Below are 15,100 nucleotides of genomic sequence, written 5' to 3'. Positions count from 1 at the left end.
AGCGTGCCGACAAGCAGAAAGTCGCGAATACGGCCAACCGCAGGGTTACACTATTGGACCGAGGGCTTGGATAGGCTCAATGCCCAGGTCTAGTCTAGGTCGCTCCGCCTTCGCGCATCGGAGCGGGTAGCGTTTCCCATGCTCGGATCAACTCGCCAATGGAGTTGGCCTCCATCTTGCGCATGACATTGCCGCGATGCAGCTTGACCGTCACTTCACTGATGCCGAGATCGAACGCGATCTGCTTATTGACCCGCCCGCGCGCGACTTCACGCAGAACCTCGCGCTCGCGCGGAGTCAGCGTCTCGCGACGTTCGATATTGCGCTTGACGATCACGGCTTCAGCCCGCCGCGAGGCATCCGCCGCAACGCCCGCGATCACCGCATCAAGCAGCGTTTGGTCCCGCACTGGCTTGGTCAGAAAGTCCACTGCGCCAGCCTTCATCGCCTGGACACTCATCGGAATATCTCCATGCCCAGTCAGGAAGATCAACGGCTTGGGATTGCCGCTTTCGGCCAGGTGATGCTGCAGATCGAGGCCGCTCGCGCCTGGCATCCGCACGTCGACTATCAAGCAGCCAGGACTGTCCAACACATCGGCACCAAGCAATTCGTGGGTCGAAGCAAAGGAGACCGGCCGGAAACCCGCCGACAGGATCAATTCCGACAGTGCCTCACGAACAGATGCATCATCATCGACGATTATGATGAGCGGCTGCTCCGCTTCGCTTTTCCGCTGCATCAACGGCGCCGATCTCCGTAAGAGCGGCTGATCAACTCTCATGTCCGTCCTCCGTATCATGGTTGCGCAAAGTCTCGCCAACGGCCGCAAGCAGCGCGTGGGCATCGAAAGGCTTTCGGAAGAACCCACTGATCCCTTTCGCGCGGTCCTGATCGGCTATCTCGTGGCGGCCTGTGATCAGAAACACCGGCAGCTCCGGGCGCGCCCTGTTCACCAGGTCACGAAGTTCAAAGCCGTCCATGCCAGGCATCCCGATGTCGGTGATGAGCACGTCCAGCCCCGATAGGCCGCTGATCAGCAATTGTCGCGCCGACGGGAAGCTTCGGGCCACATAGCCGGCGGACTCGAGAAGTTCCTCCATCGACTCGAGCAATCTTGGATCGTCGTCGACCACCGCCACTATGGGTTTATGCTTGTGCATGCTCACTCCCTCCCGCCCGGCGCGAGTGGGTTATCGGTATTTCCAGTCGCTCCGCGATACGCACGAGATCGGCCAGGGACGCCGCCATCATCTTCTGCATGACGTTCCTTCTATGGATTTGCAAAGTGACCTCGCTGATCCCCAGTTCGGCGGCGGCCTGCTTGTTCAGCAGGCCGCTCACCACCAGCGGCAGCACCTCACGTTCGCGTGGAGTAAGTTCCAAGTAGCGCCGCCTCAACACCCCAAGTTCGGCACGCTCCGATCTGATTTCCCGATCGCGGGCGATCGCCACGCGAATTGCGGCCATGAGATCGGAGTCGCTGAAAGGCTTGGTCAGGAAATCCACCGCGCCATCCTTGATGGCCCGGACGGATGACGGGATGTCGCCATGTCCTGTTATGAAGACGATCGGTGGATGATCCCTCTCCGCGATCTGCTTCTGCAGATCGAGCCCGTTGATATCCGGCAACTCGACATCGAGGATGAGGCAAGCTGGGACGTCTGGCTTGTCCGCGCTGACATAGTCCCCAGCCGATCCAAACGCGACGGCATGCATGCCGTGGGAAGCAAGCAACTCGCTGAGAGCCTCGCGAATGCGTTCATCGTCATCTACCACGAAGACAACATGATCATCTGTCGTCATGGCGCGGACCTCCCTTAGGGGGATTGTTGGCGCTTCGTACGGCACTCGCTCTCAGCAGTTGAACCTGGACTGATAGACTCACCTCACTAACCTAATGCCGCCACGCCCCGAGCGCACCTCATGGAAATCCATGCATTGTATTGCGATTTGGCCGGGCTCTTTTAGAGCAAATGCTTCTGCGCATAAGATTGCTTCGCATAGGGCAAAAAGGGGCGGCTCAACGACCTGCAAGCGCAGTGCGCAACCATTCGCTGAAACGTAAGCCGTGCCGAGACCCCGATATCCATTTGGCGTCATGACGCAGTTTTCGTTTCAATCGGCAATGTGAAGATGAACTTCGCCCCTTGCGGTTCGTTCGCCTCCGCCCACAACCTTCCGCCGTGAGACTCGACGATTGAACGGCAGATCGCGAGGCCCATACCCATGCCGTGGTCTTTGGTCGTGAAGAACGGTTGGAATATCTTGTCGGGGAACGCGACACCTGATCCACGATCGCTGATCTCGGTCTCTATCGCATCCGCCGTTCGGCGCACACGCATCCCGAGGACTTTGTCACTCGCAACCGAGTCCATCGCATCCATGCCGTTACGGATGAGATTGACCAGTATCTGCTGGATCTGGACGCGCCCGAGCGCGACCGGCGGAAGATTGTTTTCAACATCAATGCTCATCCTGACGCGACGCCGCGCCGCCTCCTCGGCCATCAGGTCGCGCGCTTCGGCAATCACGCCTGGAAGCGTTGTGCTTGTCCCTGTTCCAGCGGATTGCTTGAACAGGGCACGGATGTGACTGACGACGTCCGCCGCCGCGTTGGCGTCGCGAATGACGCGCTCCACGGTTTTCTGCGCGCGCTCAAGATTTGGCGGTTCAGCCATGAGCCAGCGCTGGCAGGCGTGCGAATTCGCCACGACGGCCGCCAAGGGCTGGTTGACCTCGTGAGCGATCGAAGCGCAGAGCTCGGCCAGACTGGCCGCCTGACTCTGACGCGCGAGATTTTCCTGCGCCAGGCGCAGTTGTTCCTGCACCCGAACCTCACCGTCGATGTCCAGGCAGATCACATTCCATTGCACTATGGCGCCTTCGGCGTTGCGCATCGGCGCGGCGCGCGTCTCGACCCAGCGATATTCGCCGTCGAAGCGCCGCAGGCGATGCCTTCGCGCATAAGGCTCGCCGGTGGCGAGCGAACGGGCATATTGTTTTTTTACCCCAGCGACGTCGTCGGGATGAACACCGGCGTCGAGCGTGCCCGCTAGACGCGACTTTCCCGTCCCGTCCAACGTCTCGAGCTCATATCCGAGGAATTCGCGGAGCTGCTGGCTGCGATAAACCGGCTCGCCATCCGGCGCCGCGCAATCGATCATCGCCGGCAGCGTTTCGACAAGCTGCCAGAGGAAGCGCTCCCTCTCGCGCAATGCCTCCTCCGCGTGCATCTGGTCGTTGATGTCGATGGAAACCTGGTACCATTGAACGATCGTTCCGTCTCCATCGCGCAGAGGCACGCAACGCCCCTCCATCCAGCGATAATTGCCGTCTTTCCAGCGGCGCCGATAACGCATGATGAAGGCATCGCCTGTCTTGAGGCAATTGAGCGACGTGCGCAGCACCTCGGGAGCATCGTCGGGATGCACCAGCTGCTGCGCCACCCTGGCGCAATCTTCGAAGTTCGCGCCGGAAAGACCGAGCTCCTCCAAGGATCGCTTGTTGAGGTAGGCCAGCTTGCCATCGGGCGTCCAGCTCCAGACGTGGACCGGCAGGGCGTCGACAAGTTGCTGAAGCTCACGCTCGCGGTCTCGCAGTGCCGCTTCCGCACGCTTGAGTTCGGTTAGATCGAGAATGTAGGCGACCCCTTGCCTGGACTGTCCTTCAAAGAATGCACCGCCGATCAGCACAGGCACCCGGCTGCCGTCTTTCCTGAAATATTCCTTCTCCCGGGCTTGCATCTTGCCCGTCGTCATAAGTTCCTCTGCTTCCTCTTGGGCATGCACTTCTTGCCATTCCGGCGGCGTCATCGCGAGCCAATCGAGCCCGGCGTTCAGTTCATCGCGATCGTACTGGACCATGCGCAGAAACGCGTCATTGGCGTCAATGAGCGTTCCGTCCAAGTCCCAGATGACGATCCCGATAATATCTGAATCGACCAGTCGCCGGATCTTGGCTTCTCGTTCCTCGATCTCGCGATGAAGGCGCATCTGATCGTCTATGTCGTGCGAGAGACCGAACCATTGGACAATACGGCCACTCTCGTCCCGCATCGGCTCGGCACGGCCCGACATCCACCGATAAATGCCGTCTGCGCCGCGTAGCCGATATCGCATGGCGAAACTTTCGCCAGTGACGAGGCTCCGATGAAGGGTCTCTTGGAACCGCGGCGCATCGTCCGGATGAACGGTCTCGACCAAGACCCGCAGCCGGCTCATGCCCGGCCTGTCGGTGTCCGCAACCTTCATGCCGAGGAAATCAACCATCTGCTTGTTGAAGAATACCGGCTCGCCCTCTGGGCTCAGCCGCCAAACGTGACCCGGGACCATGTCCACGAGCTGCGAAAGCTCGCGCTCGCTTTCGCGCAATGCCTGCTGCGCGCGCATTTCATCGTCGATGTCGAGAGAAACGCCGTACCATTGCGCTATCGCTCCATCCTGATCGCGCCGGGGCCCTACCCTGCACTCGGCCCAGCGATAGGCGCCGTCCTTCTCGCGCCAGCGAAATCGCATGGCGGACGAGCCGCCAGACTCGAAACAGTTCTGCATGGTGCGCTCGACCTGAGGAGCATCCTCTGGATGAACCAGCTCCTGCAGCAAATTCTCGATGCGCGATTTGTCGATCGTTTCGAAGTCCGGGATTACGGAGCGGAAATGATCCTGGTATCGCTTGTTGAAGTACACCATCCCGCCCGCGGGCGTTGCGCTCCAGATGCGGACCGGCACGGCGTCGACCATCTCCTGGAGCTGCCGCTCGCTTCGCCGGAGCGCCTCTTCGGCCTGCACTTGATCGTCTATGTCATGGCACAACCCGTACCACTGGACGATGCGCCCGTGCTGGTCCCGCATCGGGTCCGCCCGGCTCGACATCCAATGGTAGACGCCGTCGGCGCGACGCAGGCGATATCGCATCGCGAAGCTCTCGCCGGTGTCTAGGCAACGATGGAGCGAATCACCGAACGCTGCCGCATCATCCGGATGGACTGTCTCAACAACAGCATCGAGCTTGGTCATCCCAGCCTTGCCCAGATCAGCAATGTTCAGGCCGAGGAAATCGACCATTCGCTTGTTGAAGAAAGTCGGCTCGCCTTCGGGTGTCAGTCGCCAAACATGGCTCGGAACCATGTCCACGAGCAGCGAGAGCTCCCGCTCACGGTCGCGCAGCGCCTCCACGCTTTGACGCAATGTGAGCAGCGCCAGCTGGTGCTGTCGGGAAATGGCGGCCACGATGAGTGCTGAAAATGCCGAGATCCCCAGGAAAAGCTGCAGCATGATCTGGTTGTGCTTCAAGGCGCCGGGATTACCGGCAAATTCGCCGGCGCCGAACACCGTGAAGACAGCTGCAATTAGAGCAAGGAGCACCAAGGCGACGGCTGCGCCCTTGAACTCAAAACGCACCGCGGCCCAAAGCAGAGGTGGCATGATGATATAGGCGTAAGGGAGGTAACCGCTCAGGGAAAGTACGGCGACACCCAGGAAGATTAGCCCCAGGATGCAGACTTCCCACCATCGCGCAGCCGAAAGGTCGGCCCTGCCAAGCCAGTTCCGGAACACGACCAGCGCCAGCGGGGCCACGATCAAAACCCCGGTGGCGTCACCGATCCACCATAGGGGCCAGGCCCCCGTGAAGGTTTGCGCTTGCATGTCAAACCAGGCAAGGGTGGCGCTTCCCACGGTCGCGCTTACGACCGGGGCAATTCCAGCGGCAAGCACGACGAATGCGAGAACTTCCTGCAGGCTTTCCAGTTGTCCCGGACGCTTGCTGGTCCGGTTCACGAGCCATGCCCCGGCTGTCGCCTCGAGAGCATTGCCGACATAAATCAGCAAGGCTGCGGGCCACGGACTATGGAACCACACGAAATTGCTGAAAAGTTCAGCCAGACAACCGGTGAGGATCCACCATGGCCAGCTGCTCCTCGAGGCGAGGACAAGCGTCGCAATGAAAAGCCCACTTGGGGGCCAAACGGAAATGCCTGTTCCAGGTACGATCGCGAGCAGTTGAGCAAATCCGCAGCCCAGAACATAAGCCGCCCCAAAAAGCCCCAAAAGCATGAATTTTGGACGGTGCGACCAGACGCGCATCATCGGCTTCTCCTGCCTGACAAAGACCGCGTGAGGACCGCCGGCGCTTGGTTGGCGCCTGTCCTCGATATCTGGCTGGCGAAATTCACATCGTATCCTAGTGCCGCCATGCCAAAGCCGCATCTTATGGAAATCCATAATATTGCGCGCTACCGGTCCACCGGCAAGAATCAGCCAATTCCTGTTCGGCGACATCACCCATTTCGCTGCCGCCCGGCGGGCGAACATTCTCACGCACTGGATCTCGGCAATCGCAGGCTTGATCTAAAACGTGACCGCCGCTCCCTTTTGTCCGGTCTTGTTGGACAGAGCGACTCAGTGGGCGCCGCTGGCGGTGATGGGGCCGGGCTTCTTCAGCAGCAGCACTGCCGCCAACGCAATCGTCAAGCTGACGCCAAGCAGGAAGAAGGTGTCGTTGAAGGCCATGACGTAGGCCTGCTGGCGCACCTTCAGCGCGATGGCAGCAATCGCTTTTTGTGCGGCGAGTGCCTGGTCGCTGATACCATGCGACAGGAAATAGGCGGTGAGCCGCGCAATGCGGATGCGGGTTGCCTCTTGAAACAACGACACCGATTGTACCAGCACGTTCGAATGGTACTGCTCGCGCTTGGTGAGGAAGGTTTGCAGCAGCGCGATGCCAACGGCGCCGCCGAGGTTGCGGGTCATGTTGAACAGTGCCGAGGCCGAGCCGGCATTCTCACTCTCGATGCCTGATGTGGCGATTGCCGAAAGCGGCGCCAATATAACGGCCTGACCGATGGCGCGAACGATGTTCGGCAAAAACAACTGGTCGCTGGCATATGCTCCGCTCATATGGATGTTCATGAAGTTGGAGGTGGCAAACAGCGCAAAGCCGACCGCAATGACGAGACGGATGTCGAAGCGCTGCATGAGGCCAGGTACAAGCGGGATCAGGACCAGCTGCGGCAACCCGGTCCAGGCGAGCACCATGCCGATCTGCTCGGCATTGTAGCCTTGAATGCGGGCGAGATAGACAGGCACGATGAAGACTGAGCCGTAGAGCGCGATGCCCAGCAGGAAGTTGGCGAGGACGCCGAAGCCGAAGTTGCGGCGGAGCAACAGCCTGAGGTTCAGCAGCGGATGGCTCGATGTCAGCTCGATCCAAACGAACAGCGTCAGCGACACGGCTGCGACGATTGCCAGTCGCGCGATAAAGGGTGAGCCGAACCAGTCGTCCTTGTTGCCCTCCTCCAGCACGGTCTGCAGCGCCGCCAGCCCGAGCGCCATGGTGACGATGCCCGGCCAGTCCCCCTTGCCGAGCAGGCTAAGCCGCACCGGCTGGCGGTCGAGCGAGAACCACAGCATGCCAACCATGAGCGCGCCAGGCACCAGATTGACGTAGAAGATGTATTGCCAGCCCCAGTTCTCGGTGAGATAGCCACCGATGGTCGGGCCTATCGCCGGCGCAAAGGTGGCCGACAGGGCGAACAACGCCAGACCGATCGGCTGCTTGGCTTTCGGCAACAGTGTGATGACGATGGTGAATGCGAGCGGGATGAGAACGCCGCCGGTGAAACCCTGGACCGCTCTCAGAACGATCATCTGACCCAGGTTGGCGGCGAAGGCGCAGGCAACCGAGAAGGCCAGGAACAGCACCGCGTTGGTGATCAGATAGTAACGTAACGAGAAGACCTGGGACAGCCAGCCTGTCAATGGGATCACCACAATCTCGGCTATGAGGTAGGAAGTCGAAATCCAGCCGCCATCGTCAATGCCGGCCCCAATCGCTCCCTGGATGTCGGCGAGCGAAGCGTTGACAATCTGGATGTTGAGCACGGCCATGAATGCGCCGAGGACAGAGCCGACCACCGCCACCCAGATCCGCGGCGAACTGGCGGTACTGGCTGTCCCGGCGTGGTTCTGGGCACCGGCTGAAGTTGGGAGCGACGACACGGCGGTGGTCATGGTTGCGGCTCCTCGAGCGCATGGAGGAATGGGCCTGACAGCCCTTTGTCGATCATCGCCCAAACGGTAGAAGGGCTGTCGGCCCGTACCGTCGGATTGGCGTTTCGCTAAGCCCGGCTTGATCGGGATGCTCGGCGCTTACCTGGCGCCATCCGCAGCAGCCTCCGTGTTCCCGACGAATGTGTCGGCCTGGGCGGACTTGCCTGCTTCGGCCAGCACAGTCGCCTTGGTGTCGATGGTCGGCTCGACGGACATGCCGGGCCTGAGCAGCCCGCCGAGCTCGTGATTGTCGATGGCGATCCTCACCGGGATACGCTGCACGATCTTGGTGAAGTTGCCGGTAGCGTTGTCGGGCGGCAGCAGCGCGAACTCCAAACCGCTCGCCGGCGACAGGCTGTCTACGTGCCCTTTCAGCTCGACGCCCGGGAAGCCGTCGACGACGAGACTCACGGGCTGACCGTCGCGCACATGAGCGAGCTGCGTTTCCTTGAAGTTGGCGACGACGTAGATGGCGTCCATCGGCACGACAGCCATCAGTTGCATGCCCGATCCCACAAACTGTCCGACCCTGAGCGTGCGCGCGCCGACGGTGCCGTCGACCGGCGCCGTGATCGTAGCGTAGGAGAGGTTCAGCCGGGCCTGTCCGGCGGCTGCCTGGGCCCGATCCTTCTGGGCCACGGCACTGTCGCGCTCGGTGACGAGCACGTTGATCTTGGCCTGCGCGGCAGCCACGGAAGCCTCGTCGCGCTGCAGCCCGGCGACGAGCTGGTCGGCTTGGGCGCGGCTTGCTTCAGCCTTCTGGGCAGTGCCGGTGCCGCTCTTGGCCAGCGTCGTATAGCGGTCGGCGTCGGCGCTGGCGAACGTCAGCGAGGCTTGTGTTGCGGCGACCGTCGCCTTTGCCTGCTCGATCAGCGAATGCTGGAGCGCAATCTGTGCGTCGAGATTACGGACGGCCGCCTCGGCGGCCTTGACGTCGGCATCCGCCTGCGCAAGTGCGGCACGGAAATCGCGGTCGTCGATGCGGGCGAGAACCTGCCCCGTCTCGACCGCCTGGTTGTCATGCACCAGCACGGCGGCGATGTAGCCTGAAATCTTCGGCGCCACAGTCGTGTAGTCGGCCTTCAAATAGGCGTCGTCGGTCGACTCAAGGTACTGGCCCGTGGTCCAGTAACCATGCCCCCAATAACCGCCCGCAATAATGCTGGCCAGAACCGCGGACGCGAGAGCCATGCGCTTGAAGCGCCGCTTGGACACCGGCGAAGTGATGCCATCGGGAGCACCGGCCGCGCGAAGCGACAAGGGGCCTTGCTGTTCCGCCGAAGGCTGCTCCGGTTGCCCGATGAGGGCTGCCGGCTGCTGCTGAGTCACGGCCGCCTCGGTTGCGTTGCCGAATCTCGTGGTTGCGGGCATCTCGGACATGTCGTTCCTCCTAACGCGCAGAATGCCGCGACCCGCCGTGCGAACCTATTCTACGGGAGTATCTGTGGCCCCATGCAAAGGTGCAGGATGCATTCTCCCACGAGCCTGGAAATCGAGGCGACAAATCAAATTCAGCTGCGGGTGCATGCGGCCCGTCATGACGGTTCGAAGGCTGCGTAGCTACCAGTCTCAGGTGATCTCGCAAAAACAGCGCGCAAGCAGCGCCCTCTCGTGGTCACATGAAATGGGCGACACTCACGCTGGAATTGGGGAGCCGGACAGGTAAGACGCTCGCCTGCCTATTCGTTGGCTGCAGAGAGAAACCGGAAAAACCCCTGCATTCGTCATCCCTGTCTCGTCCGGTTGACACGGCTCGCAAAATACTTTGAGGAACCTTGAGCAAAAAGCATCTATTCTAATGTACATGATCCGCAAGCGAATCTATATTTCGCCATTGTTTAATACATAAAACTGAATATTAGGATTATAACAACAATCTTACTGGAGTTAACCGCGCCTGATAGCAACAACAACTATATATTTGTGATGCTGCTGCGGGCCATGTGCTTCGATGTCCACGCGCGCGCCTTCCAGCCGTACCGCGCGGCGGACCGTCAAAGCCGTGCAAGCCAAGGGCTCGTCTCAGGGGATGCCGCGCTAACGCCGATCGGGCCAGAGGACCTTGCTCTGGCCTGATCTTAAACCCGTACATTCCCGTCACAGGGATTACCTAGCGATATCCGACACCGGTGACGTAGTTGAAGAGCATCTGCTCCTCGATCTCTTCTTCTCGGAAAAGAGCTCTCATCGCATCGCGTATGTCCAATATGCCGATAGGCTTTGCGCCGACGTCGAGCACGGGGAGATTTTGCAGACTTCGCGAAGCCATGGTCTGGTAGACGGCGTGGAGATCATCCTGCGGACCGCATGACACGATTGGGCTGGTCATGAGGGCGGAGGCCGGCGGCGCCGGCAATCTCGGGCTGGTGAGGTGTCGGATGAGGTCGGATTTGCTTAGGACGCCTGCCGCGGCTCCATCGTCGTCGCATACTATTACAAGGCCAATACCCGGCTTCGAAAGCGAATGCGCGGCGGCTTGCACCGCCGCGCTGGCGTCGATCACCATCAGGCGAGCCTTCGTCATCGCGTTGAGTTGTTCGATTTGCATCAAAGTCCTCCGAAAGATCACCTTACTGGTGTCGACCTCACTTTTCGGGTGTGGTCAGATTGGTGTCGTTTGTATCGACGACGAATACGGCAAGCATGCGCGCCGGTTCCGTCTTGCTCGCATTCTCCTCGAAGGTGTGGTGATCACCCGGAAACTCAGAAAAGTTTTCGCCGGCGCGATATGTCTTCACCGGACCGTGGTTGACCTGGGTATTGATTGCTCCCTCGAGCACCGTGGCATAGATGAAAGCCGATTTTGCGTGCGTATGCGCCTCAGAGCTTCCGCCAGGTCCATATTCGACGAGCACGCCCTTGATGCTCTTGCCCGGCACGTTGGGCAGCTGCTGATCGTAGACCAGCGTGACCTTTGGGCCTTGCGAATCGTCGGCCAGAGCGCCGGTTGCGTAGATGGCTGCGGCGGCAGCGATGAAGAGTGTAGTCCTGATCATTGTCTTGGCTCCTAGTTGTGATGGGGGGATCGCCGGCCGTGGGAGGGGCGGCCGGCGATCAGGCTCTCGCCGAGGGGACGCGGTCGCGAGCCTATGACCTGATGAAGGCGAGCAGGTCGGGATTCACTGTGTCGGCGTGGGTCGTGCACATCCCGTGCGGGAATTTCTCGTAGACCTTGAGTGCCCCGCTCTTCAGGAGTTTTGCGGACAACAGTGCCGAGTCTCCGATCGGAACGATCTGGTCATCATCGCCGTGCATCACGAGCGTCGGCACGTCGATTGCCTTGAGATCCTCGGTGAAGTCGGTCTCCGAAAAAGCCTTGATGCCGTCATACTGCGCCTTGGCGCTGCCCATCATCGCCTGCCGCCACCAGTTCTGGATGACACCAGGAATTGGCTTCGCGCCCGGCCTATTGAACCCGTAAAAAGGACCGCTTGCGAAATCGAGATAGAAGTCCGCCCGATTGCCGGCGAGCGCCTCGCGCAAGCCGTCAAAGACTTCGATCGGCAGGCCGCCTGGATTGGCGGGCGTCTTCACCACGATCGGAGGCACGGCGCTGATAAGCACGAGTTTCGCGACGCGGCCCTGACGCTGACCATGCCGCGCGACATAGTGGGTAGCTTCGCCGCCGCCGGTGGAGTGACCGATGTGGACCGCCTCGCTCAAGTCGAGATGCTTGACCACGGCGTCGGCATCGGCGGCGTAGTGATCCATGTCGTGGCCTTCGCTCACCTGCGCGGAGCGGCCGTGGCCGCGCCGGTCATGGGCGATGACACGGTAGCCCTTGTCGAGAAGATAGAGCATCTGCGCATCCCAATCGTCGGCGCTCAGAGGCCACCCGTGGTGGAATACGATCGGCTGAGCGCCCCTGGAGCCCCAATCCTTATAGTAAATTTGCGTACCGTCGCTGGTCGTGATCATGCCCATGCCTGCGGCTCCTTTGCTTGGAAGGTTTTGGTGCTTTGCCTGAGCGGGTGCGGCTCGGACGAGACCGGCCACGGCAACGGCGGTGAAGGCGCCGAACAAGACGTCTCGGCGCGATGCGCGATGATCCGCATCGTGTTCGGCGTCGCCGGTATCACCGGATTGATGCTTGCGCTCATCGCGCAAAACGAGTTTGCCGTCGCTTCTGCGGCCTCGCATGACGGCTGTTTTGTCAGCCATTCCCATATAGCGGCCCATAGTCAGCGTCTCGATGTAATGTTCAGCCTCCCAATCTTCGAGCCACGGACCAGCTACGTATTTCTCGTCATTGTATACGTAGAAACCATAGTAACCGTTGCCGTCAGCTTGTTCTTTTACATGGTATACCATTTCATTTTCCTACACTTCTCGCCCGCCGACCCTGCGCACCTGAACAGAAAGCGGTTCGTCTTAGGCTTCCGTTCACTCCCGTTCGATCCTGGCCCGCGCGGCGCGCAGGCCATGTCAGTGCCCGCTGGGACGAGAGTGGCTGAACCACTCTTCGAAGCGAACCGTACCGAGCCGCGGATGGTTGCGTGGCACGAGCGAGCGGTCGTCCAACTGTGTGCCGAAATACCGCGCGTGGGGGTCCGCGGTTACTCTGCGCGGATCGTTCGTTGCCTTCAGGAACCGTGCGACCAGATCGCTCATGCGGACCGGCTCCGGGCCTCCGATCTCAACGACGCCGTTGACCGGCGGCGAGAGCGCGACATCGGTCATGATGTCCGCGACGTCGTCAGACGCGATTGGCTGAAAATAGGCGCTCGGAACAGTGGTGGTGTCCCCGACCGTTCCTGACTGGGCGATACCGCCCAGAAACTCGAAGAACTGCGTCGAGTGGACGATGGTGTACGGGATGCCGGAACCTCGGATGAGCTTTTCCTGGGCCATCTTGGCGCGCATATAGCCGCTGTCAGGCAGACGCTCGGCCCCCACGATCGAAAGGGCGATGTGGTGCTTCACGCCAGCTGCCTTCTCTGCCGCGAGCAAGTTTCGGCCGGAAGTCTCGAAGAACTCCAGCACCGCCTTGTCCTCGAAGGAGGGTGAGTTCGCCAAGTCGATGACGACCTGCGCTCCCTCGAGCACTTCGGCGAGGCCTTCACCGGTGATCGTGTTGACGCCGCCATTGGGTGACGCGGCGAATACGTCGTGGCCTTTCCTGCGCAGCCTTTCGACGGTCTTCGAGCCGATCAGTCCGGTGCCACCAATGACAACGATCTTCATAACGAACCTCCTCGTTCGTGTTTCAGGGTTGATTTGTCTGATCGAGCCAAGGGCCCGGCGCATCAGCTGTCTTCGTTCCAGACAATGCACCGGGGCTGCATGCGCGGACTATCGAACGGAAGCATCTGTCATGCGATGCGAAGGTCTAGGGTAGATGCATCCGTGGCGTGGGAGGCCTAGTCAGCAAGGAGACCGTGTCTCGTATCCTAGCCAAGCCGACATCCCATTAGGGATCGGTCGGAGGCCGCATTCAGCAGCGAGGAGGGCGGGAAGAGTCGCTTCCGGCCAGCACCAAAACTGAACTCTTCGGCCGAGATGAGGCGCTAAGCAATACACGCCTTTACGCACACCCTTCCACGCCACGGCGCTCGCGCCATTCGAAAGCACTTTGCTTGATCAGGGATGTGGGCGCAGATCCCGTCTGCCGGATCGGAGATGGAGATTCCCAGTCGAGAAGGAGCCGGATGTGGACACGAAGGCAATTCATACGGCAGCCAAAATCGCCGCCTGCATTTTTTCGGCGCAAGACCAACTCTCATGGAGGCCCGGACGATGGCATGAATATCGGTCCGGAGGGCCCCCAAATTGCGGACCTGCTGTCATCCCCCCATGCATCACGGGACGGTGCTGGTTATCCCGGCGATCCACGTGGCGCTGCGCGGCGGGCCGGCCGCCGGCGCCGGGCAGAGGGAATCTGGCGCGGCTATCGTTGACTGATTGCCCCATCAGTTCTGGCTGAAATCACCGACGACGCCGAACGCTATCAAGATCGCTCCAAAGGAAATCAGAACCGATGAGCCTCCCGTCCAATCGACGATGGCTGCCCAAACACACGTAGCTCCACCGGCTACGACGGAGCGCAGAATGATCTCACGCCACTTCGGCACCGACTATTCTCCCATACTGGGATTGATTGGCGCCGCGCACCTTCACGCTACCATGGAGCAGACATTCCACGGCCGCCAAATGATCGGACGACAATTGAGACAGTTCGATTTCTCGAGCGAGGTCGGCTGAAAATTCCCTGAACGGGGCGAGATTGATCAAAGGTACGCCAATCAGCACTGGTACGGAAAGTTCGAACGCCTTGGCAATCAGAGCCCTGAAGCCAGCTCCTTCGGCCTCCGTCTTACCGAACTTGCACAGAACCAGGAGATCGGTCTGGCGGGACAACTCCGCTTCCGCAGCTTCGCAGGCGCGGAGCAGTCGATCGGTATTCAAAACACAGCCACGGGCATGGGGGCCTCGATCGTCGGATATGCTGTGGAGCATGCCTGTCGCGAGATCCCGCAGATGCATGTCGCATTTCACGCGGTCCGGTTTCGATTCGCTTCGCTGGATGAGGCCAGCCAGTCGCATGCCTCGTTCAGCCATAGAGGCGGTGATTTCCTGCAGGAATGCCTCGAATTCCGAACCGTTCGAGTAGACGATTGCGGTGATAGGACAGTCAGTGCGAACGCTCCCCATCGGGAACCTCCTTCAGATTGAAATTTTGCCGGCCCGCATGTCCCGCTATTTCGATTGGCACCGTTCGCGCGCTCGGGCGGGAACAGCTCCGACGTCGGACGAGAGGCTTCATCAGGTCTTGCCTGTTCTAGGCAGCGCCTTGTCGAGAATTGCGCGCATGGCCGCGAGACCGGGATCCTGCGCGCGGTTCATGATACCGATGAGTTGCGTCCAAAGATCGTCGGATGCGGTGTCCACGAAATTACGAAACGGCAGAGCCGACGATATCGGCCGGCGAACGACCGGATGTATCCGCGACGGCGGTCAACCGCGCGGCCAAGGCCGGTTCCTCGAACGCGGCGACGATTGCCATGGCCGCTTTCGGGTCTTCCAGCGAGGCGATGATATCTCCGAGCATT

13 protein-coding genes are annotated in these 15,100 nt (G+C 60.6%); all 13 read right to left on the bottom strand.

Annotated features, from left to right (window positions below; genetic code table 11):
* Positions 1-94: 94 nt before the first annotated feature.
* The 13 genes from DPM33_RS00680 to DPM33_RS36760 all read right to left on the bottom strand — a co-directional run bounded on the left by DPM33_RS00680 (position 95) and on the right by DPM33_RS36760 (position 15,099).
* Positions 95-784, bottom strand: a complete 690-nt coding sequence (locus DPM33_RS00680; RefSeq protein ID WP_112094985.1) for a response regulator transcription factor — start codon at positions 782-784, stop codon at positions 95-97.
* Positions 774-1,163 carry a response regulator gene (locus tag DPM33_RS00675; RefSeq protein ID WP_112094984.1) on the bottom strand — a complete coding sequence of 130 codons (390 nt, stop codon included), beginning with the start codon at positions 1,161-1,163 and terminating at the stop codon, positions 774-776. The genes DPM33_RS00680 and DPM33_RS00675 overlap by 11 nt, the downstream gene beginning before the upstream one ends.
* Complete coding sequence (locus tag DPM33_RS00670) at positions 1,150-1,806, bottom strand: response regulator transcription factor (RefSeq protein ID WP_112094983.1); 657 nt, start codon at positions 1,804-1,806, stop codon at positions 1,150-1,152. The genes DPM33_RS00675 and DPM33_RS00670 overlap by 14 nt, the downstream gene beginning before the upstream one ends.
* A 293-nt stretch (positions 1,807-2,099) precedes the next feature.
* Positions 2,100-6,089 carry a PAS domain-containing protein gene (locus DPM33_RS00665; RefSeq protein WP_112094982.1) on the bottom strand — a complete coding sequence of 1,330 codons (3,990 nt, stop codon included), beginning with the start codon at positions 6,087-6,089 and terminating at the stop codon, positions 2,100-2,102.
* A gap of 312 nt (positions 6,090-6,401) precedes the next feature.
* Positions 6,402-8,012 carry an MDR family MFS transporter gene (locus tag DPM33_RS00660; RefSeq protein ID WP_112094981.1) on the bottom strand — a complete coding sequence of 537 codons (1,611 nt, stop codon included), beginning with the start codon at positions 8,010-8,012 and terminating at the stop codon, positions 6,402-6,404.
* A gap of 138 nt (positions 8,013-8,150) precedes the next feature.
* Entirely contained in the window at positions 8,151-9,431 is a 1,281-nt protein-coding gene (locus tag DPM33_RS00655; RefSeq protein WP_112094980.1) for an HlyD family secretion protein, read from the bottom strand.
* A gap of 730 nt (positions 9,432-10,161) precedes the next feature.
* The gene (locus tag DPM33_RS00650; protein WP_281004775.1) at positions 10,162-10,575 is read right to left on the bottom strand and encodes a CBS domain-containing protein; all 414 of its coding nucleotides are present in this window, start codon (positions 10,573-10,575) and stop codon (positions 10,162-10,164) included.
* A gap of 61 nt (positions 10,576-10,636) precedes the next feature.
* Positions 10,637-11,047 carry a cupin domain-containing protein gene (locus DPM33_RS00645; RefSeq protein ID WP_112094978.1) on the bottom strand — a complete coding sequence of 137 codons (411 nt, stop codon included), beginning with the start codon at positions 11,045-11,047 and terminating at the stop codon, positions 10,637-10,639.
* A gap of 91 nt (positions 11,048-11,138) precedes the next feature.
* Positions 11,139-11,975, bottom strand: coding sequence for an alpha/beta fold hydrolase (locus tag DPM33_RS00640; protein WP_112095840.1), 837 nt, complete (start codon positions 11,973-11,975; stop codon positions 11,139-11,141).
* Between the two features lie 501 nt (positions 11,976-12,476).
* The gene (locus DPM33_RS00635; RefSeq protein WP_112094977.1) at positions 12,477-13,235 is read right to left on the bottom strand and encodes an SDR family oxidoreductase; all 759 of its coding nucleotides are present in this window, start codon (positions 13,233-13,235) and stop codon (positions 12,477-12,479) included.
* An 870-nt stretch (positions 13,236-14,105) separates the two neighbouring features.
* The gene (locus tag DPM33_RS00630) at positions 14,106-14,702 is read right to left on the bottom strand and encodes a DUF2478 domain-containing protein (protein WP_112094976.1); all 597 of its coding nucleotides are present in this window, start codon (positions 14,700-14,702) and stop codon (positions 14,106-14,108) included.
* Between the two features lie 111 nt (positions 14,703-14,813).
* Entirely contained in the window at positions 14,814-14,939 is a 126-nt protein-coding gene (locus DPM33_RS37340) for a hypothetical protein (protein ID WP_281004751.1), read from the bottom strand.
* A 4-nt stretch (positions 14,940-14,943) separates the two neighbouring features.
* On the bottom strand, positions 14,944-15,099 hold the full coding sequence (locus DPM33_RS36760; protein WP_245441941.1) for a hypothetical protein: 156 nt from the start codon (positions 15,097-15,099) through the stop codon (positions 14,944-14,946).
* Position 15,100 lies beyond the last annotated feature (1 nt).

Origin of the sequence: Mesorhizobium hawassense, assembly GCF_003289945.1 — a bacterium.
Lineage (GTDB): Bacteria > Pseudomonadota > Alphaproteobacteria > Rhizobiales > Rhizobiaceae > Mesorhizobium > Mesorhizobium hawassense.
This window is presented reverse-complemented; position numbering and strand designations above follow the sequence as displayed.